Here is a 24,358-nt window from a genome sequence, read left to right as displayed (position 1 = left end):
TCAGGTCCCTTCCTTACGTCACTTGGCGGCAGCGGCAGGAGTGTCCTCGCCGAGCAGCTTGCCGTCCGAGGTCTCGAACTGCTTCTTGAACGCGGCCACGGCGTCGTCGATCGCCTGGATCGTGTCGTTCGACATCTTGGCGCCCTCGCGGATGGAGGTGAGCAGACCCGACTCCTGGCGGTGCAGGTAGTCCAGCAGCTCGCGCTCGAAGCGGCGGATGTCGGCGACCGGGACGTCGTCCATACGGCCGTTGGTGCCGGCCCAGACGGAGATGACCTGGTCCTCGGTGGACATCGGCTGGTACTGGTCCTGCTTCAGCAGCTCGACCATGCGCTGACCGCGCTCCAGCTGGGCCTTGGAGGCCGCGTCCAGGTCGGAACCGAAGGCGGCGAACGCCTCCAGCTCACGGAACTGGGCGAGGTCGACACGGAGGCGGCCGGAGACCTGGCGCATCGCCTTGTGCTGCGCGGAACCACCGACTCGGGAGACGGAGATACCGACGTTCAGCGCGGGACGCTGACCGGCGTTGAACAGGTCCGACTCCAGGAAGCACTGGCCGTCGGTGATGGAGATGACGTTGGTCGGGATGAACGCCGAGACGTCGTTGGCCTTGGTCTCGACGATCGGCAGACCGGTCATCGAGCCGGCGCCCATGTCGTCGGAGAGCTTGGCGCAGCGCTCCAGCAGACGGGAGTGCAGGTAGAAGACGTCACCCGGGTAGGCCTCACGGCCCGGCGGGCGGCGCAGCAGCAGGGACACGGCGCGGTAGGCGTCGGCCTGCTTCGAGAGGTCGTCGAAGATGATGAGGACGTGCTTGCCCTCGTACATCCACTGCTGACCGATGGCCGAACCGGTGTACGGCGCCAGGTACTTGAAGCCGGCCGGGTCGGACGCCGGGGCGGCGACGATGGTCGTGTACTCCAGGGCGCCGTTCTCCTCCAGCGCGCGGCGCACGCCGGCGATGGTGGAGCCCTTCTGGCCGATGGCGACGTAGATGCAGCGGACCTGCTTCTTCGGGTCGCCCGAGCGCCAGTTGTCGCGCTGGTTGATGATCGTGTCGACGGCCAGGGCGGTCTTGCCGGTCTGGCGGTCACCGATGATCAGCTGACGCTGACCACGGCCGATCGGGGTCATCGCGTCGACGGCCTTGTAGCCGGTCTCCATCGGCTCGTGCACCGACTTGCGCTGCATGACCGTGGGGGCCTGCAGCTCGAGGGCGCGGCGGCCGGACGTCTCGATCTCGCCGAGGCCGTCGATCGGGTTGCCGAGCGGGTCGACAACGCGGCCGAGGTAGCCCTCGCCGACCGCGACGGAGAGCACCTCACCGGTGCGCGTGACCGGCTGACCCTCCTCGATGCCGCTGAACTCACCGAGGACGATGGCGCCGATCTCGCGCTCTTCCAGGTTGAGCGCGAGGCCGAGGGTGCCGTCCTCGAACTTCAGCAGTTCGTTGGCCATGGCCGAGGGCAGGCCCTCGACCTTCGCGATGCCGTCGCCGGCAAGGGTGACCGTACCGACCTCCTCGCGCGAGGCCGCGTCCGGCTTGTACGACTGGACGAAGTTCTCCAGCGCGTCCCGGATCTCCTCCGGCCGGATCGTGAGCTCCGCCATCTGGGTTCCCTGCTCTCCTTGTTGGGCCCGAAGTTTCACTTTGGGGGTCTGGGGGCGACCCCCAGGAATCCTCTGCACGGCCCAACCAGGGCCGTAAGTACTTACTGCTTTTCTCGAATGCCGAGGTGCTGCTAGCTCGCCATGCGGCGGGCCGCGTCCTCCAGCCGGTCCGCGACGGAACCGTTGATGACCTCGTCACCGACCTGCACCCGGATCCCGCCGACGACCTCGGGGTCGACGTCGAGGTTCAGGTGCATCCGACGCCCGTAGAGCTTGGTCAGGGCGGCGCCGAGGCGCTGCTTCTGGCCGTCGCTCAGCGGAACCGCCGAGGTGACGACTGCGACCATGCGGTCCCGGCGCTCAGCGGCGAGCTTGGACAGGGACTCCAGTCCCGACTCCAGGCTACGTCCACGCGGCGCGGTCACGAGGCGCGTCACCAGACGCTCGGTGGCCGGCTTCGCCCGCCCGCCCAGCAGCCGGCGCAGCAGCTCGGTCTTGGCCGAGGTGCCGGCGGCGCGGTCGGTCAGTGCGGCGCGCAGGTCGGTGCTGGAGGAGACGATCCGGCTGAACCGGAACAGCTCGTCCTCCACGTCGTCCAGCGTGCCCGACTTCTCCGCGGCGGTGAGGTCGGCGATGTCCGCCAGCTGCTCCAGCCCGTCGACCAGGTCGCGGGGCTGCGACCAGCGCGCGCGGGCCATCCCGGACACCAGGTCGGCGGTGGCACCGCTGACCTGGCCGCCGATCAGGCGCTGGACCAGCTCCGCCTTCGCCTCTCCGGGCTGCGCCGGGTCGGTGAGGGCCCGACGCAGGCCGGCCTCGCGGTCGAGCAGCGCGGTGACGGCCGCCAGCTCGTCCGCGAGCTGTACGGCGTCCACGGACGTGGAGTCCGTCAGCGCGTCGAGACGCTCACGTGCGGCTGCCAGGGCCTCGCGGCTCGCTCCGTTCATCGCGTGGCCTCGGCCTTCTCCTCAAGCTCGTCGAGGAAGCGGTCGATCACACGGCTCTGGCGGGCGTGGTCCTCGAGGGACTCCCCGACGAGCTTGCCGGCCAGCTCCGTGGCGAGCGTGCCGACGTCCTGCCGGAGCGCCTGCGCGGCGGCCTTGCGGTCGGCGTCGATCTGCGTGTGACCGGCGGCGACGATCTCCTCGCGCTGCCGCTGGCCCTCGGCCCGCATCTCGGCGATGAGCGCGGCACCCTGCTCCTGCGCCTCCTGGCGCAGACGCGCGGCCTCGTGCCGGGCCTCGGCGAGCTGAGCCTTGTACTGCTCAAGGACGCTCTGGGCCTCGACCTTCATGGCGTCGGCCTCTTCGATGCCGCCTTCGATCGCCGCTCGACGCTCCTCCAGAACCTTGTTGATGTTCGGAAGCAGCTTCTTCCAGAAGAAGAAGAACACGATGGCGAAGGCGATGGTGCCGACGAGCAGCTCGGGACCGGCCGGAACGAGCGGGTTCCCCTTCTCCTCGGCCGCCAGCTGTACCAGGTTGGCGATCACATCAGTGCCTTTCGTCGTTTCGTGTCGGTGGGTGGGTTAATTACCGACCGAACACGAACGGCATAACGATGCCGATGAGGGCGAGCGCCTCACAGAAGGCGAAGCCGAGGATCTGGTTGGCGCGGATCAGACCGGCAGCCTCGGGCTGGCGGGCCAGGGCCTGGGTGCCGTTACCGAAGATGATGCCGACGCCGACGCCGGGGCCGATGGCAGCGAGACCGTAGCCGATGGAACCGAGGGAGCCGGAGACGCCAGCGGCGAGTTCGAGGGTCGCGGACATGCCGTTTCTTCCTTCTCTTTTACGAACCGGTGGGGGTTGGCCACCGGACGACCAGGGGTTGGGGTGGGGCTCAGTGGTGCTCGGCGAGAGCGCCCTGAATGTACGAGCAGGCGAGGAGTACGAAGACGTACGCCTGGACGGCCTGCACGAAAAGCTCGAAGAGGATCATCGTGACGGTCATCACGAACGACACACCGGCCGCCGGGATCATCCAGCTGTTCAGCAGGTACCAGGAGGCGACGGTGAACATCACCAGCATCAGGTGACCGGCGAACATGTTGGCGAAGAGTCGCACCGCGTGGGTGAAGGGCCGCACGAACAGGTTCGAGAGGAACTCGATCAGCATGACCAGCGGCAGCACCGCGCCGAGCGACTTGTCGTAGCCCGTGACGTTCTTGAAGAAGCCCACGAAGCCGTGGCGCTTGAACGTCAGACCGACCCAGAGGATCCACACCAGCGCGGCGAGGACCACAGGGAAGGCGAAGACCGAGGAGACCGGGAACTGGGCCAGCGGGATCACGGACCAGATGTTCATGATCCAGATGAAGAAGAAGAGGGAGACCATGAGCGGCACCCACTTCTCGCCCTCGCGCTTGCCGAGGGTCTCGTACACGATGCCGCGGCGCACGAAGTCGTAGCCGGCCTCGCCGATCATCTGCAGCTTGCCCGGGACGACCTTGGCCTTGCCGAAGGCCGTCGCGAAGAAGGCGACGACGAGCACGGACGTGACGAGCGCGAGCAGCATCACCTTGTTGAACTCGAACCCGCCGACCGTGGCGATCGGCTTGAACAGGAACGAGTGCAGGCCCGGAGCCGGGAAGCCGCACCCGTTGTCGGACATGATCCGACAACTCCAGTCAAAGGCGAGCTGGGTCTGGTCAGCACTCACCGCGGGCTCCTTCGGCGTGACGCATGGGTTCGGCAACCTCGTTGTGTCGGCGCGGCACATGGCCGCGGATCGGCACCGGACTGGTGTTACGGATGTGGGGGCGGCTGGGGGGCATCGAGCCTCGCGATTGAGCAGGCGTCAGCTCAGATGCCCGCGCCCGCGATGCCGCAGTTGGCACCGGACGATAGCAGGAGATCTCACAAGCCTTTATCCCGCCCCTACCCCTCACGACGACGGCCCTGTCTTCTCGGGCTTCTCACTCTTCTCGGAGTCCGGGTCGATGTAGAAGATCTTGGCCTTCATGTGCGCGCGAGCTTGCGCGGCCATCCACACGACGGTTGCGACGACGAGCGCCACGGCGAACGCCTTCGCGTTGAAGAGGGAGGTGTCCTTGAAAACAGCGACGAAGATCAGGAGGAGCAGCAGCTGCGCGACGTAGAGCATCAGCCCCATCATCTGGAACAGCTGCGGGAGCGTTTTTGCCGTCCACTGGAGCACGTACAGGCCGATTCCCATGAACAGGACGGCCAGCAGCGTGCCGACAGCCGCGCCGAGCGCGCCCTTGCCCCCCGCGACCGCGGCGCTCACGGCGACGGCGATCACGCCGGCAGCCGCTGTGGGCACAGCGATCTGCGCAAGGTTCCGGACGTCTTTGGACGGCATGGCGGCAACTCCGCTTTCACAGGGGGGCAGGTGTCGTCATGGACGAGCGTAGTCCCGGGCTGAGTGATCGAGATCTCACACCAAAGGACCGTCGCACTCGGGTCCTTCGGCTCTCTCCGGGGTTCTCGTGAACCGTATCACAAACTATTTGATGAGGTCTTTACCTGGTGGGTGTGCTGGCTGTCACACATGAGAGTGACGGCGCGCGTCTGTGCAAAAACCGGGTCCACTTGTCTGGTATTGGGGGAGTTCGCTCCCCCATGAGACGGCAATGCTCTAGTCAGATTCTTACCTTGGTGGGCTTAGCGCCGGTCAAGAAAACGCGAACGAGCGCCGATGGCGGTAGCGCCGTTGACGCGTGAGACCCCGGCCACGGCGGGGGTGCGCTCCTCGGTCTCCTGAACCTGCTGCACGGGCGCCTCGGCGGCGCTCCGGCGCCTGCGGTAACGCGGCGGCACGAACCGCTCCGCCCAGCGCGGGGCGCGCGGTGTGAAGCGCGGCAGCAGGAGCAGCACCAGGCCCACCGCGCTGAGGAAGACCACGCCCAGCCCGATCCACATCGACGCCGAGTTGACCGAGTAGGCGAGGGCACCGAAAGCGATCAGGGCCGACCAGAAGTACATGATCAGCACGGCCCGGCTGTGCGAGTGCCCGATCTCCAGCAGCCGGTGGTGCAGATGCCCCCGGTCCGCGGCGAACGGCGACTGGCCGCGCCAGGTTCGGCGGACGATGGCCAGGACGAGGTCGGCGGCCGGTACGGCGATGATCGTGAGCGGCAGCAGCAGCGGGATGTACACCGGCACCGTCTGGTGGACCGCCGCCTTCTCCGAACCCGTGAACAGAGCGAGGGCGTCCGGGTCGAGCTGGCCCGTGATGGAGATCGCGCCCGCGGCAAGCACCAGGCCGATCAGCATCGAGCCCGAGTCACCCATGAAGATCCGCGCCGGGTGCATGTTGTGCGGCAGGAAGCCCAGGCACATGCCCACCAGGATCGCCGAGAACAGCGTTCCCGGGGCCGCGGCCTCGATGCCGTACGAGTACCAGATCCGGTACGAGTAGAGGAAGAACGCCGTCGCCGCGATACCGACCATGCCCGCCGCGAGGCCGTCCAGGCCGTCCACGAAGTTCACCGCGTTGATCGTGATGACGACCAGGGCGACCGTGAGCAGGGTGCCCTGCCACTGGGTCAGCGCCACGTTGCCGACGCCCGGGATGGGCAGCCACAGGATCGTCAGGCCCTGCATGACCATCACGCCGGCGGCGATCATCTGTCCGCCCAGCTTGATCAGCGCGTCGATCTCGAACTTGTCGTCCAGGACGCCGATCAGCCAGATCAGGGCGGCTCCGGAGAGCAGGGCCCGCGGCTCGTTCGACTTCGCGAAGACCTCGTTGAGGTTGGTGAGGTGGTCCGCCACCAGCAGGCCCGCGCACAGCCCGAAGAACATGGCGATCCCGCCGAGGCGCGGAGTGGGTTCCCGGTGCACGTCGCGCGCCCGGATCTCCGGCATGGCTCCGGCCACGATCGCGAACTTCCGTACCGGCCCTGTCAGCAGATACGTCACCGCGGCCGTGATGCAGAGCGTCAGCAGGTATTCACGCACGGGCTTCCCCACAGGTCTCGCTGGCCATCACAGCCCCACACCCTAGCGAGGCGCGCATATGGATGAGGACTTCCGGGTAGCGACGATGGTTGCACGTGAGGCTGTGCGCCACGCTCCGCACCGGGGTGTACGTGACTTCGCCTACCCCCGATCAGCGCGGATACGGCGGAAAACGCCCGGTCAGCGCACGCACCTCGTCCCGCGCCGTGGCAGGATCCGTCTCCTCGCGCAGCACCTCCGTGAGCAGTGCGCCGATCCGCTCCATCTCGGGCTCCCCCATGCCCTGCGTGGTCACCGCGGCCGTACCGAGCCTGAGGCCGCGGTTGTCGCCGTGCGGCAGCGCGCAGCAGTCCATGACGAGGCCGGCGGCGGCGAGCCGGCCGCGCGCGGTGCGGCCGTCCACGCCGAGCGGGGCGGTGTCGGCGGTGATCAGATGGGTGTCCGTGCCGCCGGTGGTGACGACGAGCCCCTCCGCGGCCAGCCGGGCCGCGAGCACCCGCGCGTTGGCGACCACCTGATGGGCGTACGCACCGAAGGCCGGGGTCGCCGCCTCGCCGAACGCGACGGCCTTGGCGGCGATGGTGTGCATCTGCGCGCCGCCCTGCGTGAAGGGGAACACGGCCCGGTCGACGCGCCCGGCCAGCTCGGCGCCGCACAGCAGCATCCCGCCGCGCGGGCCGCGCAGCACCTTGTGGGTGGTCGCGCAGACGACGTCCGCGTACGGCACGGGGTTGGGCGCGGCTCCCCCGGCGACCAGGCCGATGGGGTGCGCCGCGTCCGCGATGAGATACGCCCCGACCTCGTCGGCGACCTCCCGGAAGAAGGCGTAGTCGATGTGCCGGGGATAGGCGATCGAGCCGCACACGATGGCCTTCGGCCGGTGCGCGCGGGCCAGGGTGCGCACCTGGTCGTGGTCGATGAGCCCGGTCTCCGCGTCGACGCCGTAGCCGACGAAGTCGAACCAGCGCCCGGAGAAGTTGGCGGGCGAACCGTGCGTGAGGTGACCGCCGTACGGCAGCCCCAGCGCGAGGACGGTGTCACCGGGGCGCAGCAGGGCGGCGTACGCGGCCAGCACCGCCGACGATCCCGAGTGGGCCTGCACATTGGCGTGTTCGGCGCCGAACAGGGCCCTGGCCCGGTCGACCGCGAGGCGCTCGGCGACGTCCACGAGCTCGCAGCCGCCGTGGTGCCGGGCGCCCGGATAGCCCTCCGCGTACTTGTTGGCGAGCGGCGAGCCGAGCGCGGCCAGCACGGCCGGGGAGGTGAAGTTCTCGGCGGCGATCAGCTGGAGCGTCGTCGACTGCCGGCGCAGCTCCCCGAGCAGGATCTCGGCCAGCTCCGGATCCTGCCGCCGCAGGACATCGGTCTCGGGAACAGTGGTGACCGACATGACGGACTCCGGGCGGTGGACGGTGACGTACCCCCAATGTAGGCCCGCCCCGACCGCCCCGCGCGACCATTACGCCCGCGCGGGAACCCCCGTCAACGCCGTCACCACCGGATCCAGCGCCTCGCGTATCTCGTCGCCGACCGAACGGAAGAACGGCAGCGGTGCCCCGTACGGGTCGTACACCTCGTCCGCCTCCGCCGTCGGGGCCAGCAGCCAGCCGCGCAGGGCCGCGGCGGCGCGGACCAGGGCGCGGGCGCGCAGGACCACGCCGTCCTCCAGGGGCGGCAGGGTGGCCGGGTCTATCGCGCGGACCAGGCGGGTGAACTCCTTCAGGGTGAAGGTGCGCAGGCCCGCCGAGTGGCCCATGGAGATGACCTGGGCGCGGTGGTCGCGGGTGGCGGTCAGGACCAGGTCGGCCTTGATGACGTGCTCGTCGAGCAGTTCCCGGCCGACGAAGCCGGAGGCGTCCGCGCCGAAGTCGGCGAGGACCGTCTCCGCGTTCGCCTCCATGGGCGCGCCCTCGTGGCCCCAGGTGCCCGCGCTCGTCACGATCAGCCCGCCGCCGAGCACGCCGAGCCGCTCGGCCACGAAATGCCGGGTCAGCCGCTCGGTGATCGGCGAGCGGCACACATTGCCGGTGCTGACGTGGAGGATGTGGAAGGTGTCAGGCGGAAACCCGAAGGTCGTGGTCTGCTCCGCCTCGCGTTCCCCGTTGCCTATGCCACGCCCCGCTTCAGGGGGTGTCAATTCGCCACCTCGAGGTCGGGTACGACCTTCCGCAGCTCGTCCGGCGAGATCGCGCCCTCGCGCAGCAGCACCGGCACCTCGCCGGAGACGTCCACGATGGACGACGGAATGTTGGCGGGCGTGGGGCCGCCGTCGAGGTAGACGGAGACGGAGTCGCCGAGCATCTCCTGGGCGGCGCCGCAGGTCTCCGGCGCCGGGCGCCCGGTGAGGTTCGCGGAGGAGACCGCCATCGGGCCGACCTCCGTGAGCAGCTCGATGGCGACGGGGTGCAGCGGCATGCGGACGGCCACCGTGCCGCGCGTGTCGCCCAGGTCCCACTGGAGGGACGGCTGGTGCTTGGCGACCAGCGTCAGCGCGCCCGGCCAGAACGCGTCGACCAGGTCCCAGGCCAGCTCGGAGAAGTTCGTGACGAGGCCGTGCAGCGTGTTCGGGGAGCCGATGAGGACAGGGGTGGGCATGTTACGGCCCCGGCCCTTGGCGGCGAGCAGGTCCGCGACGGCGTCCGAGGAGAACGCGTCGGCGCCGATGCCGTACACGGTGTCGGTCGGCAGCACCACCAGTTCGCCCCGGCGGACGGCGGACGCGGCCTCGCGCAGACCCGTCGTGCGGTCGGTCGAGTCGTTGGTGTCGTATCGCCGTGCCATGTCTAGCGGGCCTCCTCGTACACGTAATGCGGGACTTCGGAAATCACTGCCGTCGGGGTGCTCACGGCAGCGCCCTGCGGGCGGTCGCGAACCGCGGGCGGTTGTTGAGGTCGGGGTGGTCGGCCGCGTCGGCCCAGCCCAGCTCCTCGGTGAAGATCCACGGCACCTGTCCGCCCTGGGTGTCGGCGTGTTCGATGACGACGACGCCGCCGGGGCGCAGCAGCCGGTGCGCGGTGCGTTCCAGGCCCCGGATGAGGTCGAGACCGTCCTCGCCGGAGAACAACGCCAGTTCCGGGTCGTAGTCACGGGCCTCCGGGGCGACGTACTCCCACTCGGTGAGCGGGATGTACGGCGGGTTGGAGATGACCAGGTCGACCTGGCCGTCGAGGTCCGGGAAGGCGTCCAGGGCGTTCCCCTGGCGCAGGTCGACCCTGGACCCCTCCACGTTCTTCCGCGTCCACACCAGGGCGTCCTCGGACAGCTCCACGGCGTGCACGCGCGAGCGCGGGACCTCCTGGGCGAGGGCGAGCGCAATGGCGCCCGAGCCGGTGCACAGGTCGACGATGCACGGCTCGACCACGTCCATGGCGCGCACGGCGTCTATGGCCCAGCCGACCACGGACTCGGTCTCCGGGCGCGGCACGAACACCCCCGGGCCGACCTGGAGTTCCAGGTACCGGAAGTAGGCCCGCCCGGTGATGTGCTGGAGCGGCTCGCGCTGCTCGCGGCGGGCGATGACCTCCCAGTACCGGGCGTCGAAGTCCACGTCCTTCACGGAGTGCAGTTCGCCGCGTTTCACCCCGTGCACGAACGCGGCCAGCTCCTCCGCGTCGGTGCGCGGCGAGGGCACGCCTGCGTCGGCCAGTCGCTGGGTGGCCTGCGCCACCTCAGCGAGCAGCAGACTTCGGTTACTTGAGGGTCGCCCCCCAATGGATTGCTGCACGCATGCCCTCCGGAAGTACTCGTACGTGCCTTACGCGGCTGCGAGCTTCGCCGCCGAGTCGGCGTCGACGCAGGCCTGGATCACCGCGTTGAGGTCGCCGTCCAGGACCTGGTCCAGGTTGTACGCCTTGAAGCCGACGCGGTGGTCCGAAATGCGGTTCTCCGGGAAGTTGTAGGTGCGGATCTTCTCGGAGCGGTCGACGGTGCGGACCTGGCTGCGGCGGGCGTCGGCGGCCTCCCGCTCGGCCTCCTCCTGCGCCGCGGCGAGCAGCCTGGAGCGCAGGATACGCATCGCCTGCTCCTTGTTCTGGAGCTGGCTCTTCTCGTTCTGGCAGGAGGCGACGACGCCGGTCGGCAGGTGCGTGATGCGCACGGCGGAGTCGGTGGTGTTGACGGACTGGCCGCCGGGCCCGGAGGACCGGTAGACGTCGATGCGCAGATCGTTGGGGTTGATCTCGACCTCGACCTCTTCGGCCTCGGGGGTCACCAGGACACCCGCCGCCGAGGTGTGGATCCGTCCCTGCGACTCGGTCGCGGGCACGCGCTGCACGCGGTGCACGCCGCCCTCGTACTTCAGCCGGGCCCAGACACCCTGGCCGGGCTCGATCTGCCCGCGGGCCTTCACGGCGACCTGGACGTCCTTGTAGCCGCCCAGCTCGGACTCGGTGGCGTCGATGACCTCGGTCTTCCAGCCGATGCGCTCGGCGTACCGCAGGTACATGCGCAGCAGGTCGCCGGCGAACAGCGCCGACTCGTCACCGCCGGCACCGGCCTTGATCTCCAGAATGACGTCCTTGTCGTCACTCGGGTCGCGCGGGACCAGGAGCAGGCGCAGCTTCTCGGTCAGCTGCTCGCGCTGCTTCTCCAGGTCCTTGACCTCGGCTGCGAAGTCGGGGTCGTCGGCCGCGAGCTCGCGCGCGGTCTCGATGTCGTCGCCGGCCTGCTTCCAGGAGCGGTACGTGGCGACGATCGGGGTCAGCTCGGCGTAGCGCTTGTTCAGCTTGCGCGCGTTCGCCTGGTCGGCGTGGACCGACGGATCGGCGAGCTGCTTCTCCAGGTCGGCGTGCTCGGCGACGAGTTCCTCGACGGCCTCGAACATCTTGGGCTCCTGATACTGCGATGAAGGGAAGGGCGGGCGACCAAAAACGCCGGTCCCGGGCACACCCCCGCAAGGGCGTGGCCGTGGACCGGCGGTTTGGGGCTCGCTACTTCTTGGAGCCGGCGGCAGCCTTGCCGAAGCGGGCCTCGAAGCGGGCCACACGGCCACCGGTGTCGAGGATCTTCTGCTTGCCCGTGTAGAACGGGTGGCACTCGGAGCAGACCTCAGCACGGATGGTGCCGGACTGGATCGTGCTACGGGTGGTGAACGACGCGCCACAGGTGCAGCTGACCTGCGTCTCGACGTACTCGGGGTGGATGTCGCGCTTCAAGGTGTCTCCTAGATTCCGGGAGGGCGCCGGGTCGCCGCCACGGGAATGCGGAAGCGTGAACCGGAGCCGACGTACCAGTCTGCCAGGACTGGGCCCATCCCCCAAAACCGGGGGTCGGGGGGAACTATTCCCGGACGGCCGGGAGCGGGAGGAGTCGCGGGGTGGGCTACGAACTGCGCGGGGTGGTCGGGGCCGAGAGCGTGCTGCGGACGATGACGGGAGAGCTGCCCGGCGCCCGCTCGGTGCCGCTCGGCCAGGGCCTGTCGCTGATGCCGATGACGGACGACCTGTTCGACTCGGTCACCGACGGCGGCCCCGCCCGGGCCCTGGGTTTCTGGTGGCTGCCCGGAGGGTTCGACGTGCGTCTCGCCGAGTGGTCGGGCCGCGGCCCGGTCGCCTACGTGGAGGCGGAGTACTTCGGCGGCGTGGGCGAGCAGCAGGCCGCCGTCTGGGCCGACGGCGGCCTGGTGCTGGGGCCCTTGCGGGTGGCGGAGGGAGAGCCCTTCCCCGAGGCCGGCAGCCCCGTTTCCCGGGCCCTGCGCCGACTGGGCGCGGTGGCGCGGGGCGGGGAGGACGAGTTCTCCGCGGTCGGGCTGGGGCGCCATCGGTACCCGGCGCGGTGGCTCGGCTGAGCCCGGGCGCTACGGCGTCGTGACGACGCCCTTGGCCTCGCCCGTGGCCGTTCCTGCGGTGGCTGCCCTCGGGATGGGCCGGTCGTTCTTCAGGGCGTCCCAGACCAGCTGGTCCTTGGCTGCGGCCGGGAGGACGCGGTTGAGGTTGGCCGGGTCGTAGCGGACCGGCATGGTGACCATGCTCATGTGGGACGAGCTGATGCCCTTGAGACCGTTCGCGAAGTCGGCGAGGGAGTTGACCGTGCCGAGGTCGGAGTCGGTGGTGACGGCCTTGGTGGCGGTGTCGGCGAGGTCGTACAGCTTCTTGGGGTTCGAGAAGACGCCGACGTGCTTGACCTGGGTCATCAGCGCCTTGATGAAGGCCTGCTGAAGCTGGATGCGGCCCAGGTCGGATCCGTCGCCGACGCCGTGCCGGGTGCGCACCAGGCCGAGGGCCTGCTGCCCGTTCAAAGTGTGCCTGCCGGCCTTGAGGCTCAGATGGCTCTGCGGGTCGTCGATGCTCTTGGTCGTGGTGACCTGGACGCCGCCGAGGTCGTCGACGAGCTTCTGGAAGCCGGCGAAGTCGACCTCCAGGTAGTGGTCCATGCGGACGCCGGTCATCGTCTCGACCGTCTTCACCGCGCAGGCCGCGCCGCCGGTGGAGTACGCGGAGTTGAACATCACGCCGGTCGCGGCCGGGTACTTCGTGCCCTTCGGATCGGTGCACGCGGGGCGGTCGATCAGGGTGTCCCGCGGGATGGAGACCACGCCGGCCTTCTTGTGGCCCTGGTAGACGTGCAGAATCATCGCCGTGTCCGAGCGGGCGCTGCCGTCGTCCGTGCCGCCGCCGAGCTTCTTGTTGCTGCCGGAGCGACTGTCCGAGCCGAGGACCAGGATGTTCTCGGAACCGTTGTCGGTCTTCGAGGGCCGGTCCGGGCCGAGCGCCTGGTTGATGTCGACGCTCTTGATGTTGCCGTTGAGCTTGAAGTACAGGTACCCCGCGCCCGTGCCGCCCAGCACCACGATGCCCGCGGCCGTCCAGGCCACGGCCCTCAGGGCCGTACGACCCCTGCTGCGGGCCTTGCGGCGACGACCCGTGCCGCCCCCGCTCGGGCCGGCCTCGATCGGCTCCGGTATGCCGGGCTGCGGCGCGCTCTCGGCGGACACGTCACTCCTAGATCTCGTCCAATCACCATCGTCGCTCCATCCGGTCGGACGGAGAAACTCGGGACAGGGTTGCACAACGCAAAGTGCCCACCGCGTGGAGCGATGGGCACTCTGTGTGATCAGGTCAGCGGGGCGAAACCCCGCTCACCAGCGTCTTCAGCAGAAAACGTCGTACATCCGCAAACCGGTGCCGAACGAGATCCTTGTGGCAAAGGTCTCGCCCGAGGCACGGAGAACTCAGTCCCCGTTGCCCGGCGACGGCGTCGTCTTCTGAATCTGCATCAGGAACTCGCCGTTCGACTTGGTCTGCTTCATCTTGTCGAGCAGCAGCTCGATCGCCTGCTGCTGGTCGAGCGCGTGCAGCACCCGGCGCAGCTTCCAGACGACGGCCAGCTCCTCGTTGCCGAGCAGGATCTCTTCCTTACGGGTACCGGACGCGTCGACGTCCACCGCCGGGAAGATGCGCTTGTCGGCGAGCTTCCGGTCGAGCTTCAGCTCCATGTTGCCGGTGCCCTTGAACTCCTCGAAGATCACCTCGTCCATGCGGGACCCGGTGTCCACCAGGGCGGTGGCGAGGATCGTCAGCGAGCCGCCGTCCTCGATGTTGCGGGCCGCACCGAAGAAGCGCTTCGGCGGGTACAGGGCGGTCGAGTCGACACCACCGGACAGGATGCGGCCGGAGGCGGGCGCGGCGAGGTTGTACGCACGGCCCAGACGCGTGATGGAGTCGAGCAGCACGACCACGTCGTGACCCAGCTCCACCAGACGCTTGGCGCGCTCGATGGCCAGCTCGGCGACCGTGGTGTGGTCCTCGGCCGGGCGGTCGAAGGTCGAGGAGATGACCTCGCCCTTGACCGACCGCTGCATGTCGGTGACCTCTTCCGGACGCTCGTCGACGAGGACGACCATCAGGTGGCACTCGGGGTTGTTGTGCGTGATCGCGTTGGCGATCGCCTGCATGATCATGGTCTTACCGGTCTTCGGCGGGGCCACGATCAGACCGCGCTGGCCCTTACCGATCGGCGAGACCAGGTCGATGATGCGGGTGGTGAGCACGCCCGGGTCCGTCTCCAGGCGGAGGCGGTCCTGCGGGTAGAGCGGGGTCAGCTTGTTGAACTCCGGGCGGCCACGGCCGTGTTCGGGCGCCATGCCGTTGACGGAGTCGAGGCGGACCAGCGCGTTGAACTTCTCGCGACGCTCGCCCTCCTTCGGCTGACGGACCGCACCGGTGATGTGGTCACCCTTGCGCAGGCCGTTCTTGCGGACCTGGGCGAGGGAGACGTACACGTCGTTCGGGCCCGGCAGGTAGCCGGAGGTCCGGATGAAGGCGTAGTTGTCGAGGATGTCCAGGATGCCCGCGACGGGGATCAGGACGTCGTCCTCGGCGAGCTGCGGCTCGGCGGCGCCCATCTCGTCGCGGCCACGACGGCCACGGCGGTCGCGGTAGCGGCCCCGACGGCCCCGACGGCCGCCCTCGAAGTCGTCCTCGTCCTGCTGGCGGTCCTGACGGCCGCCCTGCTGGCCCTGCTGCTGGCGCTGCTGGCCGCCCTGGCCCTGCTGCTCCTCGCCCTTGCCGCGGCGGTCGCGGTCACGCCCGCGCTCCCGGCGGTCGCGGCGGCCACGGCCCTCGCCGTCACCGGCCTCGCCCTGCGGCTGCGCGGGCGTCTCGGCCTTGGGCTCGGCCTTCGCCTCGGCCACGACGGTCTCGGTGCCGGTCGCGGCGGGGCTGCCGGCCTCGGCGGTGGCACGGCGACGGCGGCGCTCGGTGGGGGCGTCGTCGCTGGCGGGCTGGCCGGGGATCTCGATCTGCTGCTGGGCCACGGCCTTCTCGGCCGGAGCCTCGGCCTTCTTCTCGCCGTCGGCGGTCTCACCCGTACGGGCCTTGGAGGTGGCCCGGCGCTTGGGCTTGGTCTCGGTGGCGGCCTCGGCCTTGGGGGCGGCGCCCCCACCGGCCTGGGCCTCCTTGATGACCTCGATCAGCTGGCTCTTGCGCATCCGCGCGGTGCCCCTGATGCCGAGGCCCGAGGCGACCTGCTGCAGCTCGGCCAGCACCATGCCCTCGAGGCCGGTACCGCGGCGCCGCCGGGAGCCGGCACCGGTGGCAGGCGCGGAGGCGTCCGTGGCGGGCGCGGCAGCGGTCTCCTCGACACGTGCGCCCATCAGATCGGTGGTGTCGCTCACGAAGGGTCCTTCCCTGGAGCGGACGTCGGCCTGTCTGGCTCGGCGACCGGTTGTGCTGTCCGGCTACGGTCCTGTCTTCGGTGAACCGTGCCGGGGCGGTGGTCCGCCAACGCGGCGGAAGAGAAATTTGCTGGTGATGGCGCTTCCGCGGGCCGTGGCACCCGGTGTCACGTGGCGTGGTCGCACCGATTCCGGAGCTTGCGCGGCCCGCTCAGTGTCCGCATACGTCGTACTGCCCAGGTACGGCGCACGGAACACGGAGTGGCTTGGGAGGCTCCCGGAAGAATGTCTGTCCCGGACGGGGACACGAAGCACCTCGCCGTGGTCAGGTCGGGTGCAGACTTGAGGTTAACACTACCGGATCCAACAAACATTCCCCCTCTCCAATATCCGGCAACCGTCCGCGGTCAGTCCACACCGGAGGCCGCGAGCGGCAGCACGCTCGCGCCCTGGGTGTCGAGGCTGAGCCGGTTGGCGGCCCAGCCGGTGCCGGCCAGGGCCTCCACCTTGGCGGCGGTGCCCGCGTCGGCCAGGGCCATCACGGTGGGGCCGGCGCCGGAGATGACAGCCGGGATGCCGTCGGCGCGCAGCCGTTCCACCAGCGCGGCGCTCTCCGGCATGGCCGGGGCGCGGTACTCCTGGTGGAGGCGGTCCTCGGTGGCGGGCAGCAGCAGTTCGGGGCGCCGGGTGAGGGCCTCGACGAGCAGGGCGGCCCGGCCCGCGTTGGCGGCGGCGTCGACGTGCGGCACGGTGCGCGGCAGCAGACCGCGGGCGGTCTCCGTCAGTACCGGCTTTCCGGGGACGAAAACCACCGGAACGATGGAATCGTTGGGCTCCATCCTGATCGCCCGGGCGGCGCCGGCCTCCATCCAGGACAGGGTGAACCCGCCGAGCAGACACGCCGCGACGTTGTCCGGATGACCCTCGATCTCGGTGGCCAGTTCCAGCAGGGCAGCGTCGTCGAGCCTGGCCTCGCCACCTATGGTCACCGCGCGGGCGGCGACGATTCCGGCGCAGATGGCAGCGGAGGAGGAACCCAGGCCCCGCCCGTGCGGAATGCGGTTGGCACAGACGATTTCCAGGCCTCGGGGCTGTCCGCCCAGCAGATCGAAGGCGGTGCGGGCGGAGCGGACGAGAAGGTGGCTCTCGTCGCGCGGGAGGGTCTCGCTGCCCTCACCCGCGATGTCGATGTGCAGCCCGGAGTCGGCCACCCGGACGACGACGTCGTCGTACAGACCCAGCGCGAGGCCCAGGGCGTCAAAACCCGGGCCGAGATTGGCGCTGGTGGCGGGAACGCGCACCCGGACGGCGGCGGCGCGGAAGGCTGGACCGGCCATCGCTCGAAGACTCTCCTTGAGCTGCGTGGCTCGAATGGCGCTCGAATGACGCTCGATGGATTCGGTGGTCACTCAGGAGGCATTCGATGACATGGACATTCGATGATGACATTCGATGACGTACGAAGACCCGTCGGGCCGCGGAGACGACGCGGCCCCGTGCCACACGCAGGGCATATGCGGTGGGCGGGTTCAGTACAGCCTATCGAAGGAAGGTTCTGTGGCGACATAGGGCGCACAGGAGGCGCACGATGCGTGTCGTAAGCCCCCTGTGCCCCTCGCCACGGGTTTGCCCCTGCTCAGGCCGGTACTCGGCCCGGCACTGGAGCCTGCGCTCAGGCCAGGCCGAGGCGCTCGGCCGCGGTGGCCGCGTCGACCGGGACGGTGACCGGCTGCGGGGCGCCGGCGACGGCCCAGTCGGGGTCCTTCAGGCCGTTGCCGGTGACGGTGCACACGATGCGCTGCCCCGGGTCGACCTTGCCCTGCTCGGCGGCCTTGAGCAGACCGGCCACGGAGGCGGCGGAGGCGGGCTCCACGAAGACGCCCTCCCGCGCGGCCAACAGCCGGTAGGCGCGCAGGATCTCACGGTCCGTCACCTCGTCGATGGCGCCGCCGGACTCGTCCCGCGCGGCCAGCGCGTACTGCCAGGAGGCAGGGTTGCCGATGCGGATGGCGGTGGCGATGGTCGACGGGTCCTTGACGACCTCGCCGCGCACGATCGGTGCACTGCCGGAGGCCTGGAAACCCCACATCCGAGGGGTCTTCGCGGAGATGCCGTCGGCGGCGTACTCCTTGTAGCCCTTCCAGTAGGCGGTGATGTTGCCCGCGTTGCCCACCGGCAGGACGTGGATGTCGGGCGCGTCCCCGAGCATGTCCACGATCTCGAAGGCGGCCGTCTTCTGGCCCTCGATGCGCACCGGGTTGACCGAATTGACCAGCGCCACCGGGTAGTTCTCACTCAGGGCTCGAGCGAGCGTCAAGCAGTCGTCGAAGTTGCCGTCGACCTGGAGGATCTTCGCGCCGTGCACGAGGGCCTGGCCCATCTTGCCGAGCGCGATCTTGCCCTGCGGCACGAGCACGGCCGAGACCATGCCCGCCCGCACCGCGTACGCGGCGGCGGAGGCGGAGGTGTTGCCGGTGGAGGCGCAGATGACGGCCTTCGCCCCCTCCTCCTTGGCCTTGCTGATGGCCATGGTCATGCCCCGGTCCTTGAAGGAACCGGTGGGGTTGGCGCCCTCCACCTTCAGGTGGACCTCGCAGCCCGTGCGCTCGGAGAGCACCTGCGCGGGCACGAGGGGCGTACCACCCTCGCGAAGCGTCACGACCGGCGTAGTGGCGGATACCGGCAGTCGGTCCCGGTACTCCTCGATGATTCCGCGCCATTGGTGGGTCATTGCTGCTTACTCTCCTTCAACCCGCATGATGCTGGCGACACCCCGCACGGTGTCGAGCTTGCGCAGCGCCTCGACGGTCCCGGACAGGGAGGCGTCGGACGCGCGGTGGGTGACGACGACGAGAGAGGCCTCGCCGTCCTTGCCCTGCTGGCGAACAGTGTCGATCGACACGCCGTGCTCCGCGAAGACGGTGGCGACCTGGGCGAGCACACCCGGCTTGTCCGCCACGTCGAGGCTGATGTGGTAGCGCGTGACGACCTCGCCCATCGGCGAGACGGTCAGGTCGGCGTACGCCGACTCGCCCGGCCCGGTCGAGCCGCTCAGCAGGTTGCGGCACACGGCGACGAGGTCGCCGAGGACGGCGGAGGCGGTCGGGGCACCGCCGGCGCCGGGGCCGTAGAACATCAGCTGCCCGGCCGCGTCCGACTCGACGAAGACGGCGTTGTACGCGCCGCGCACGGAGGCGAGCGGATGGGTGAGCGGAATCATGGCCGGGTGCACGCGCGCGGTGACGGAGGCGCCGTCCTCGGCCCGCTCGCAGATGGCGAGCAGCTTGATGGTGCAGCCCATCTCCTTCGCCGAGCGGAAGTCGGCGGAGGTGACCTCGGTCATGCCCTCGCGGTAGACGTCGTCCAGGCGGACGCGCGTGTGGAAGGCGATGCCGGCGAGGATGGCGGCCTTGGCGGCGGCGTCGAAGCCCTCGACGTCGGCGGTCGGGTCGGCCTCGGCGTACCCGAGGGCGGTGGCCTCGTCGAGGGCCTCCTGGTAGCCCGCCCCCGTGGAGTCCATCTTGTCGAGGATGAAGTTGGTGGTGCCGTTGACGATGCCGAGCACCCGGTTGACCTTGTCACCGGCGAGGGACTCGCGCAGCGGCCGGATCAGCGGGATGGCACCGGCGACGGCGGCCTCGTAGTAGAGGTCCTTGCCGTGCTCCTCGGCGGCGGCGTGCAGGGCGGCCCCGTCCTGGGCGAGCAGGGCCTTGTTCGCGGAGACGACGGACGCCCCGTGCTCGAAGGCGGTGGTGATGAGGCCGCGGGCGGGCTCGATGCCCCCGATGACCTCGACCACCACATCGATGTCCCCACGTTTGACGAGGGCGGTGGCGTCGGTGGTCACCAGCTCGGCCGGAATGCCCTCACGCACCTTGGAGGGCCGTCGTACGGCGACCCCGGCCAGCTCGACGGGGGCCCCGATCCTGGCGGCGAGATCGTCGGCGTGCGTCGTCATGATGCGCGCCACCTCTGAGCCGACCACTCCACAGCCCAGCAGCGCCACCTTCAGCGGACGCGTACGCATCATCCGACCTCGTTTCCTCATACCGTCTACGGTTGGACCAGTCTCACTCACCGGACGGGAGTTTCTACCCTTCGTCCGGATCGTGAGACGTCTATTTCATTCAGCCGAGACGGAAAATCCGCAGATCTTCCGGCTCCTCTTCCGGCTGTTCACCCGGCTGTTCACCCGGCTGTTCACCCGGCTGTTCATCGGGCTGTTCATCCGGCTATTCGTCGGACTGTTCACCCGGCTGTTCATCGGGCTGTTCACCCGACGTCGAGACGCAGGAGGTCCTCCTCCGTCTCACGCCGGACGATCACCCGGGCTTCTCCCTCCCGCACCGCGACGACGGGCGGCCGGAGGACGTGGTTGTAGTTGCTGGCCATGGACCGGCAGTAGGCGCCGGTGGCGGGTACGGCGATGAGGTCGCCCGGCGCCAGGTCGGCGGGCAGGAACGCGTCCTTGACCACGATGTCCCCGCTCTCGCAGTGCTTGCCGACGACACGGGCGAGCATCGGCTCGGCGCTGGAGGTCCGCGACACGAGGGCGACGCTGTACTCGGCGTCGTAGAGCGCGGTGCGGATGTTGTCCGACATGCCGCCGTCGACGGAGACATAGGTGCGCAGCCCGTCGAGCGGCTTCACGGTGCCGACCTCGTACAGGGTGAACGCCGTGGGACCGACGATGGCGCGCCCCGGCTCGACGGAGATGCGCGGAGTCCGCAGCCTGGCGACCTCGCACTCACGCGTGACGATCTCGGTCAGCGCCTTGGCGATCTCGTGCGGCTCACGCGGATCGTCGTTGCTGGTGTAGGCGATGCCGAGCCCGCCGCCGAGGTCGATCTCGGGCAGCTCGACGCCGTGCTCGTCCCGGATGTCCTTGAGCAGCCCGACGACCCGGTGGGCGGCGACCTCGAACCCGGAGGTGTCGAAGATCTGCGACCCGATGTGGCTGTGAATGCCGATCAGTTCGAGCCCGTCGAGCTGGAGCGCCCGCCGCACGGCCTCCGCGGCCTGCCCCCCGGCGAGCGGAATGCCGAACTTCTGGTCTTCATGGGCGGTGGCGATGAACTCGTGCGTGTGCGCCTCCACGCCGACGGTGACCCGGATCTGCACCTTCTGCCGCACGCCCAGGGACTGCGCGATGTGCGCGACCCGCACGATCTCCTGGAAGGAGTCGAGCACGATCCGCCCGACACCGGCCTCGACGGCCCGGGTGATCTCCGCGACGGACTTGTTGTTGCCGTGGAAGGCGATGCGCTCGGCGGGCATACCGGCGGACAGGGCGGTGGCCAGCTCACCGCCGGAGCACACGTCCACGTTGAGCCCCTCCTCGTTCAGCCAGCGCACGACGGCGCGGGAGAGGAAGGCCTTGCCGGCGTAGAACACGTCGGCGTCGGCACCGAAGGCGGTACGCCACGCCCGCGCGCGGGCGCGGAAGTCGGCCTCGTCGAGGATGTAGGCCGGGGTGCCGAACTCCTCGGCGAGCCGAGTCGCCGGGATCCCGCCGACGGTGAGGACACCGTCGTCGTTCCGGCCGACGGTCTGGGCCCACACCTTGGGGTCGAGGGCGTTGAGGTCGGCGGGCGGGGCGGCGTAGTGCCCTTCGGGGAGGACGTCGGCGTGACGGGGCCCGGCGGGGTGCGCGGAACGGCTCATGACGTGACTCTCAGACTCTCTGTATCTCTCCGGGACTCATCTGCGCTGGGCCCTCAGAGGTGTTCGGGTGCGTCGATACCGAGCAGGGACAGGCCGCCGGCCAGCACCGTCCCGGCGGCTTCGGCGAGCGCGAGCCGGGCGCGGTGGGCGGCCGAGGGTTTCTCGTCGCCGCGCGGCAGCACGGTGGCCAGCAGGGGCAGCACGGCATCAGCGACGATCACGAGATGCCGGGCGAGCCGGTCCGGGGCCCGGTGGGTGGCGGCCAGGGCGAGGACGCGGGGGTGGGCGGCCAGGGCGGTCGTGAGGGGGTGGGAAGTACCGATGGCGGGGACGACGCCGGGGTCGGCGGAGAAGCCGAGGCGGGCGGCGTTGCGGCCGAGGGACCGGACGCGGGCGTGGGCGTACCGCACCCGGAACAGCGGATTGCTCTCCCGCTGCACGAGATGGTCGGCGGTGATCCGGGGCCGGTCGTGCGGGGCGGGATGCAGCAGGGCCCACTGGGCGGCGTCGGCTCCGAGCGGGGCGGGGTCCTCCGGCGCGGGGACGGGCCGCAGATTCACGGGCTCGCCGTGCTCGACGGTGGCCCGCCCGCCCTGCGTGGCGACGATCCGTACGACGGCGTCGGCGACGACCTCGGCCCGGACCTCGTACGGCACGCGGAGCGCGACGACCTGCCCGGCGAGACCGTCTCCGTGCCCGTACGAGCCACCGCGGGCGTGGATCTCCCGGACGAGGGCGGCGACATGGCCGGCCTGGGCCTGCTCGGCGAGACGGATGTTGAGGAACCCCGGCCCGGTGACGACGACGTCCCGGATGCCATCGGTGCCGACGAGATGGGGCCGCAGGATCTCGGCCACCCGCAGCGGCGGCTGCCCGGCCGGCCGGGCGAGCTGCAGCGCGATGTTGGTCGCGAAGTCCCCGCACCCTCCGGGCCCCGGCTCGGTCACGACGACCCGCTCGGGCACGGCCACGCTGAGCTGCCCGCCCTCGACGGCACGACGCACTGCGTGCAGCACGACGCGGGAAAGCTCGACGGGGGTCACGGGACAAGCGTAGGGGAGGAGGGGGGTGGGTATGCGAGGCGGTTTCAAGTGCTGGAAGGGGAACTGGAGGGGGAAGAGGACAACGGGAGGAACAAACGACAACGGGAGCCCCCGCCCGATCAGCTACCCGCCAAAAGAGACGCCATCGGGAACCTCATCGGCGAGGCCTCCGTCGTCACCGTCCCCACTGTCCTCACCACCCCCCTCGTCCTCACCACTGCCGCTGCCACCGCTACCACCGCTGCCACCGCCGCCACCACTGGCAACATCCCCGCTCTTCTTCCCGATCAAGTGCTTGACGAGACGAACGAGTTCCGCGGGTTCGAAGGGCTTGGCGAGGAAGGCGTCGACGCCGACATCGAGACCGGTCTCGACCTCGTACTGCGTACAGGCGCTGATGATGGCGAGGGGCAGGTCGTGCGTACGGGGGTCGGCACGGAGCCGAGCGGCGGTCCGCAGCCCGTCGAGACGGGGCATGACGACATCGAGGGTCACGACATCGGGCCGCACCTGATGCACCACGTCCAGACACTCGGCACCATCGGCTGCGGTCACGACCTCGAGCCCCTCCAGCTCAAGGTTGACCCTGATCAGCTGCCGGATGACCTTGTTGTCGTCCACAACAAGCACCCGACCCGACGCGCCTGGCACAACTCGAGAGTAGGTCCGGACCGGCCACCGCGTCCGGGTTTTCCCCACTTCCACCCCGTACAGGGGACCCTCCCCCACTGCGCCGAGGAAACCCGTTCCTGATCACCCCGCGAGACCTGCTAGGGTTCTACCCGTCGCCGCAAGCAAGAAGCAAAGCGCCCGACACGCCCCCGTAGCTCAGGGGATAGAGCAACGGCCTCCGGAGCCGTGTGCGCAGGTTCGAATCCTGCCGGGGGCACCCAGTATGAGGTGCCCAAAGACCCCGTCACCAGCGGAAACGCTGCGGTCGGGGTCTTCGCGTATGTGCAGGCGTATGCAGCGCTGAGCGGCCCTAGGACGGGGTCTGTGGACTATTTGTGGACAGGATCTTGGGGCATTCGCCCTGGTCAGCTGCTGCAATGGGAGGTCACCGGGCAGCCAATCGTTGACCGGCTCGCCGCAGATCACTCTGGCATTCGCCATGCGCCCACGCCGGCCGCACCCTAGGCTGCCCCCGTGCTGCCATGTCCAAGGGGGGATGATGACAACCGCAGTTGAACGCCTGCCTGCCACTTCCGAGGCCGTGCGCATCATCGAAACGTTTGCAGGCCGCAGCGAGCTCGGGATCTTCTCGATGGAAGAACTCCGCCGCATCGGGAAGCACCGGAGCTTGCGAGGGAAAGCTCTCACGCATATCACCGAGATCCTGCGCGCCCGACAGTTCGAGCACCTACCTGTTCGCCTACCACGCAGCCAGAACCACCACATTGTGGCCTGGCGACGGGGCACACCCGGCACTGAACTACTGGAGAGAGTCCAATGGCTCAGCCGTGAGGCGGGAGGCCACGGTGCTGCCGCGCAGCTCTCAGATGCTGAGATCGTTCAGCTGTACCGTGCCGCACTAGCCGAGCGTGAGAGGACCGCGCAACGTCATGAAACATGATGTCTGAGCAAGCAAGTACAGCCGCGAATCCTCTTACGAGTTGGTGCGTGATAGCGGGTGAGGCGTGTTCGCCCTACTCGCGGTCCTTTTCAGGTCATGACGGTGCGGTCGGAGACGAGGCCGGCGATGGCTCGGTAGGTCTCGGGCAGGCGATCACGTCGGTGGGTCCAGCGCATCAGTTGCTTCCAGCGTTTGTGATCGGCCAGGGCGTGCTCGACAGTGATGCGGTCGGATGAGTGATCGTGCCGATCGCGTTCCCACTGTTCGACCCTGCCGGGCAGTGCTCCGGGCCGGGGCTTTCTGGGCGGGGTGAGTGCCTGGCCGGGATGGTCACGGCTCAGGCCCAGGTAGCCGTCGTCGAGTAACACTTCGACCAGCTCGAAGTGGTGGAAGCAGCCGGTGATACCAGCGGCGCGAGCCGCGGTCGCAT

The 24,358-nt window shown here is 69.6% G+C and carries 24 protein-coding genes and 1 tRNA gene; 3 read left to right on the top strand and 22 right to left on the bottom strand.

Translation table 11 applies throughout. The features are described from left to right. Window positions 1-18: 18 nt before the first annotated feature. The 13 genes from atpA to rpmE all read right to left on the bottom strand — a co-directional run bounded on the left by atpA (window position 19) and on the right by rpmE (window position 11,689). Window positions 19-1,611, bottom strand: coding sequence for a F0F1 ATP synthase subunit alpha (atpA, locus tag ACWD3E_RS36870; protein ID WP_451391871.1), 1,593 nt, complete (start codon window positions 1,609-1,611; stop codon window positions 19-21). Between the two features lie 131 nt (window positions 1,612-1,742). Beyond that, a complete protein-coding gene (locus ACWD3E_RS36865) occupies window positions 1,743-2,558 on the bottom strand; it encodes a F0F1 ATP synthase subunit delta (protein ID WP_451391870.1) in 816 nt (271 codons plus the stop codon). Beyond that, entirely contained in the window at window positions 2,555-3,103 is a 549-nt protein-coding gene (locus tag ACWD3E_RS36860; RefSeq protein WP_451391869.1) for a F0F1 ATP synthase subunit B, read from the bottom strand. The genes ACWD3E_RS36865 and ACWD3E_RS36860 overlap by 4 nt, the downstream gene beginning before the upstream one ends. A 40-nt stretch (window positions 3,104-3,143) precedes the next feature. Then, window positions 3,144-3,383, bottom strand: a complete 240-nt coding sequence (locus ACWD3E_RS36855) for a F0F1 ATP synthase subunit C (protein ID WP_451391868.1) — start codon at window positions 3,381-3,383, stop codon at window positions 3,144-3,146. Between the two features lie 70 nt (window positions 3,384-3,453). Continuing rightward, entirely contained in the window at window positions 3,454-4,224 is a 771-nt protein-coding gene (gene atpB / locus ACWD3E_RS36850) for a F0F1 ATP synthase subunit A (RefSeq protein ID WP_451391941.1), read from the bottom strand. A 273-nt stretch (window positions 4,225-4,497) separates the two neighbouring features. Beyond that, window positions 4,498-4,935 (bottom strand): hypothetical protein, encoded by a 438-nt coding sequence (locus tag ACWD3E_RS36845; RefSeq protein ID WP_451391867.1) that lies wholly within the window; start codon window positions 4,933-4,935, stop codon window positions 4,498-4,500. Window positions 4,936-5,237: 302 nt separating this feature from the next. Further along, a complete protein-coding gene (locus ACWD3E_RS36840; RefSeq protein ID WP_451391866.1) occupies window positions 5,238-6,536 on the bottom strand; it encodes an MraY family glycosyltransferase in 1,299 nt (432 codons plus the stop codon). 151 nt (window positions 6,537-6,687) lie between these two features. Then, window positions 6,688-7,926 (bottom strand): serine hydroxymethyltransferase, encoded by a 1,239-nt coding sequence (locus ACWD3E_RS36835; protein ID WP_451391865.1) that lies wholly within the window; start codon window positions 7,924-7,926, stop codon window positions 6,688-6,690. 69 nt (window positions 7,927-7,995) lie between these two features. Continuing rightward, a complete protein-coding gene (locus ACWD3E_RS36830) occupies window positions 7,996-8,673 on the bottom strand; it encodes an arsenate reductase/protein-tyrosine-phosphatase family protein (RefSeq protein ID WP_451391864.1) in 678 nt (225 codons plus the stop codon). Beyond that, window positions 8,670-9,317: an L-threonylcarbamoyladenylate synthase gene (locus ACWD3E_RS36825; RefSeq protein ID WP_451391863.1), complete on the bottom strand. Its 648-nt coding sequence runs from the start codon at window positions 9,315-9,317 to the stop codon at window positions 8,670-8,672. Before ACWD3E_RS36825 ends, ACWD3E_RS36830 begins: the two co-directional genes overlap by 4 nt. A 61-nt stretch (window positions 9,318-9,378) precedes the next feature. Then, a complete protein-coding gene (gene prmC / locus ACWD3E_RS36820) occupies window positions 9,379-10,218 on the bottom strand; it encodes a peptide chain release factor N(5)-glutamine methyltransferase (protein ID WP_451391940.1) in 840 nt (279 codons plus the stop codon). A 72-nt stretch (window positions 10,219-10,290) separates the two neighbouring features. Continuing rightward, window positions 10,291-11,358, bottom strand: coding sequence for a peptide chain release factor 1 (gene prfA, locus ACWD3E_RS36815; protein ID WP_451391862.1), 1,068 nt, complete (start codon window positions 11,356-11,358; stop codon window positions 10,291-10,293). Between the two features lie 106 nt (window positions 11,359-11,464). Beyond that, entirely contained in the window at window positions 11,465-11,689 is a 225-nt protein-coding gene (gene rpmE / locus ACWD3E_RS36810) for a 50S ribosomal protein L31 (RefSeq protein WP_030672379.1), read from the bottom strand. A gap of 161 nt (window positions 11,690-11,850) precedes the next feature. On the opposite strand from rpmE, the gene ACWD3E_RS36805 reads away from it, so the two are divergent. After that, complete coding sequence (locus tag ACWD3E_RS36805; RefSeq protein WP_451391861.1) at window positions 11,851-12,321, top strand: hypothetical protein; 471 nt, start codon at window positions 11,851-11,853, stop codon at window positions 12,319-12,321. Between the two features lie 9 nt (window positions 12,322-12,330). Here the strand turns inward: ACWD3E_RS36805 and ACWD3E_RS36800 are convergent, their stop codons facing one another. From ACWD3E_RS36800 to ACWD3E_RS36765, 8 genes are all read right to left on the bottom strand, one after another. After that, window positions 12,331-13,467, bottom strand: coding sequence for an LCP family protein (locus ACWD3E_RS36800; protein ID WP_451391860.1), 1,137 nt, complete (start codon window positions 13,465-13,467; stop codon window positions 12,331-12,333). A 237-nt stretch (window positions 13,468-13,704) separates the two neighbouring features. Further along, window positions 13,705-15,648: a transcription termination factor Rho gene (rho, locus tag ACWD3E_RS36795; protein WP_451391859.1), complete on the bottom strand. Its 1,944-nt coding sequence runs from the start codon at window positions 15,646-15,648 to the stop codon at window positions 13,705-13,707. 407 nt (window positions 15,649-16,055) lie between these two features. After that, on the bottom strand, window positions 16,056-16,985 hold the full coding sequence (gene thrB, locus ACWD3E_RS36790; RefSeq protein ID WP_451391858.1) for a homoserine kinase: 930 nt from the start codon (window positions 16,983-16,985) through the stop codon (window positions 16,056-16,058). A 335-nt stretch (window positions 16,986-17,320) separates the two neighbouring features. Next, window positions 17,321-18,379 (bottom strand): threonine synthase, encoded by a 1,059-nt coding sequence (thrC, locus tag ACWD3E_RS36785; protein WP_451391857.1) that lies wholly within the window; start codon window positions 18,377-18,379, stop codon window positions 17,321-17,323. Window positions 18,380-18,385: 6 nt separating this feature from the next. Continuing rightward, window positions 18,386-19,678, bottom strand: coding sequence for a homoserine dehydrogenase (locus ACWD3E_RS36780; protein ID WP_451391856.1), 1,293 nt, complete (start codon window positions 19,676-19,678; stop codon window positions 18,386-18,388). 242 nt (window positions 19,679-19,920) lie between these two features. Next, window positions 19,921-21,312 (bottom strand): diaminopimelate decarboxylase, encoded by a 1,392-nt coding sequence (lysA, locus tag ACWD3E_RS36775; protein ID WP_451391855.1) that lies wholly within the window; start codon window positions 21,310-21,312, stop codon window positions 19,921-19,923. A 53-nt stretch (window positions 21,313-21,365) separates the two neighbouring features. Continuing rightward, a complete protein-coding gene (gene nrtL / locus ACWD3E_RS36770; protein ID WP_451391854.1) occupies window positions 21,366-22,355 on the bottom strand; it encodes an ArgS-related anticodon-binding protein NrtL in 990 nt (329 codons plus the stop codon). A gap of 123 nt (window positions 22,356-22,478) precedes the next feature. After that, a complete protein-coding gene (locus ACWD3E_RS36765) occupies window positions 22,479-23,054 on the bottom strand; it encodes a response regulator (protein ID WP_451391939.1) in 576 nt (191 codons plus the stop codon). A 118-nt stretch (window positions 23,055-23,172) separates the two neighbouring features. Between ACWD3E_RS36765 and ACWD3E_RS36760 the strand changes: the two genes are divergently transcribed. Both ACWD3E_RS36760 and ACWD3E_RS36755 read left to right on the top strand, forming a co-directional pair. Next, a tRNA-Arg gene (locus tag ACWD3E_RS36760) sits at window positions 23,173-23,244 on the top strand. Between the two features lie 282 nt (window positions 23,245-23,526). Further along, on the top strand, window positions 23,527-23,928 hold the full coding sequence (locus ACWD3E_RS36755; protein ID WP_451391853.1) for a hypothetical protein: 402 nt from the start codon (window positions 23,527-23,529) through the stop codon (window positions 23,926-23,928). Between the two features lie 89 nt (window positions 23,929-24,017). Here ACWD3E_RS36755 and ACWD3E_RS36750 read toward each other — a convergent pair. Further along, window positions 24,018-24,358, bottom strand: a 341-nt coding sequence (locus ACWD3E_RS36750) for a hypothetical protein (RefSeq protein WP_451391852.1), incomplete at its 5' end; no start/stop codon positions are given.

This window comes from Streptomyces sp. NPDC002676 (assembly GCF_053592455.1).
The sequence above is the reverse complement of the archived record's forward strand: the minus strand, read 5'-3'. Positions and strand labels throughout refer to the sequence as shown.

What these genes read in the sequence shown, in the direction of transcription:
- ACWD3E_RS36835 (WP_451391865.1), bottom strand. Translation starts at nt 7,926, where the DNA reads ATGTCGGTCACCACTGTTCCCGAGACCGATGTCCTGCGGCGGCAGGAT.
- prfA (WP_451391862.1), bottom strand. Translation starts at nt 11,358, where the DNA reads ATGTTCGAGGCCGTCGAGGAACTCGTCGCCGAGCACGCCGACCTGGAG.
- ACWD3E_RS36825 (WP_451391863.1), bottom strand. Translation starts at nt 9,317, where the DNA reads ATGGCACGGCGATACGACACCAACGACTCGACCGACCGCACGACGGGT.
- atpA (WP_451391871.1), bottom strand. Translation starts at nt 1,611, where the DNA reads ATGGCGGAGCTCACGATCCGGCCGGAGGAGATCCGGGACGCGCTGGAG.
- thrB (WP_451391858.1), bottom strand. Translation starts at nt 16,985, where the DNA reads ATGGCCGGTCCAGCCTTCCGCGCCGCCGCCGTCCGGGTGCGCGTTCCC.
- lysA (WP_451391855.1), bottom strand. Translation starts at nt 21,312, where the DNA reads ATGAGCCGTTCCGCGCACCCCGCCGGGCCCCGTCACGCCGACGTCCTC.
- thrC (WP_451391857.1), bottom strand. Translation starts at nt 18,379, where the DNA reads ATGACCCACCAATGGCGCGGAATCATCGAGGAGTACCGGGACCGACTG.
- ACWD3E_RS36865 (WP_451391870.1), bottom strand. Translation starts at nt 2,558, where the DNA reads ATGAACGGAGCGAGCCGCGAGGCCCTGGCAGCCGCACGTGAGCGTCTC.
- atpB (WP_451391941.1), bottom strand. Translation starts at nt 4,224, where the DNA reads ATGTCCGACAACGGGTGCGGCTTCCCGGCTCCGGGCCTGCACTCGTTC.
- ACWD3E_RS36780 (WP_451391856.1), bottom strand. Translation starts at nt 19,678, where the DNA reads ATGATGCGTACGCGTCCGCTGAAGGTGGCGCTGCTGGGCTGTGGAGTG.
- ACWD3E_RS36845 (WP_451391867.1), bottom strand. Translation starts at nt 4,935, where the DNA reads ATGCCGTCCAAAGACGTCCGGAACCTTGCGCAGATCGCTGTGCCCACA.
- ACWD3E_RS36755 (WP_451391853.1), top strand. Translation starts at nt 23,527, where the DNA reads ATGACAACCGCAGTTGAACGCCTGCCTGCCACTTCCGAGGCCGTGCGC.
- ACWD3E_RS36855 (WP_451391868.1), bottom strand. Translation starts at nt 3,383, where the DNA reads ATGTCCGCGACCCTCGAACTCGCCGCTGGCGTCTCCGGCTCCCTCGGT.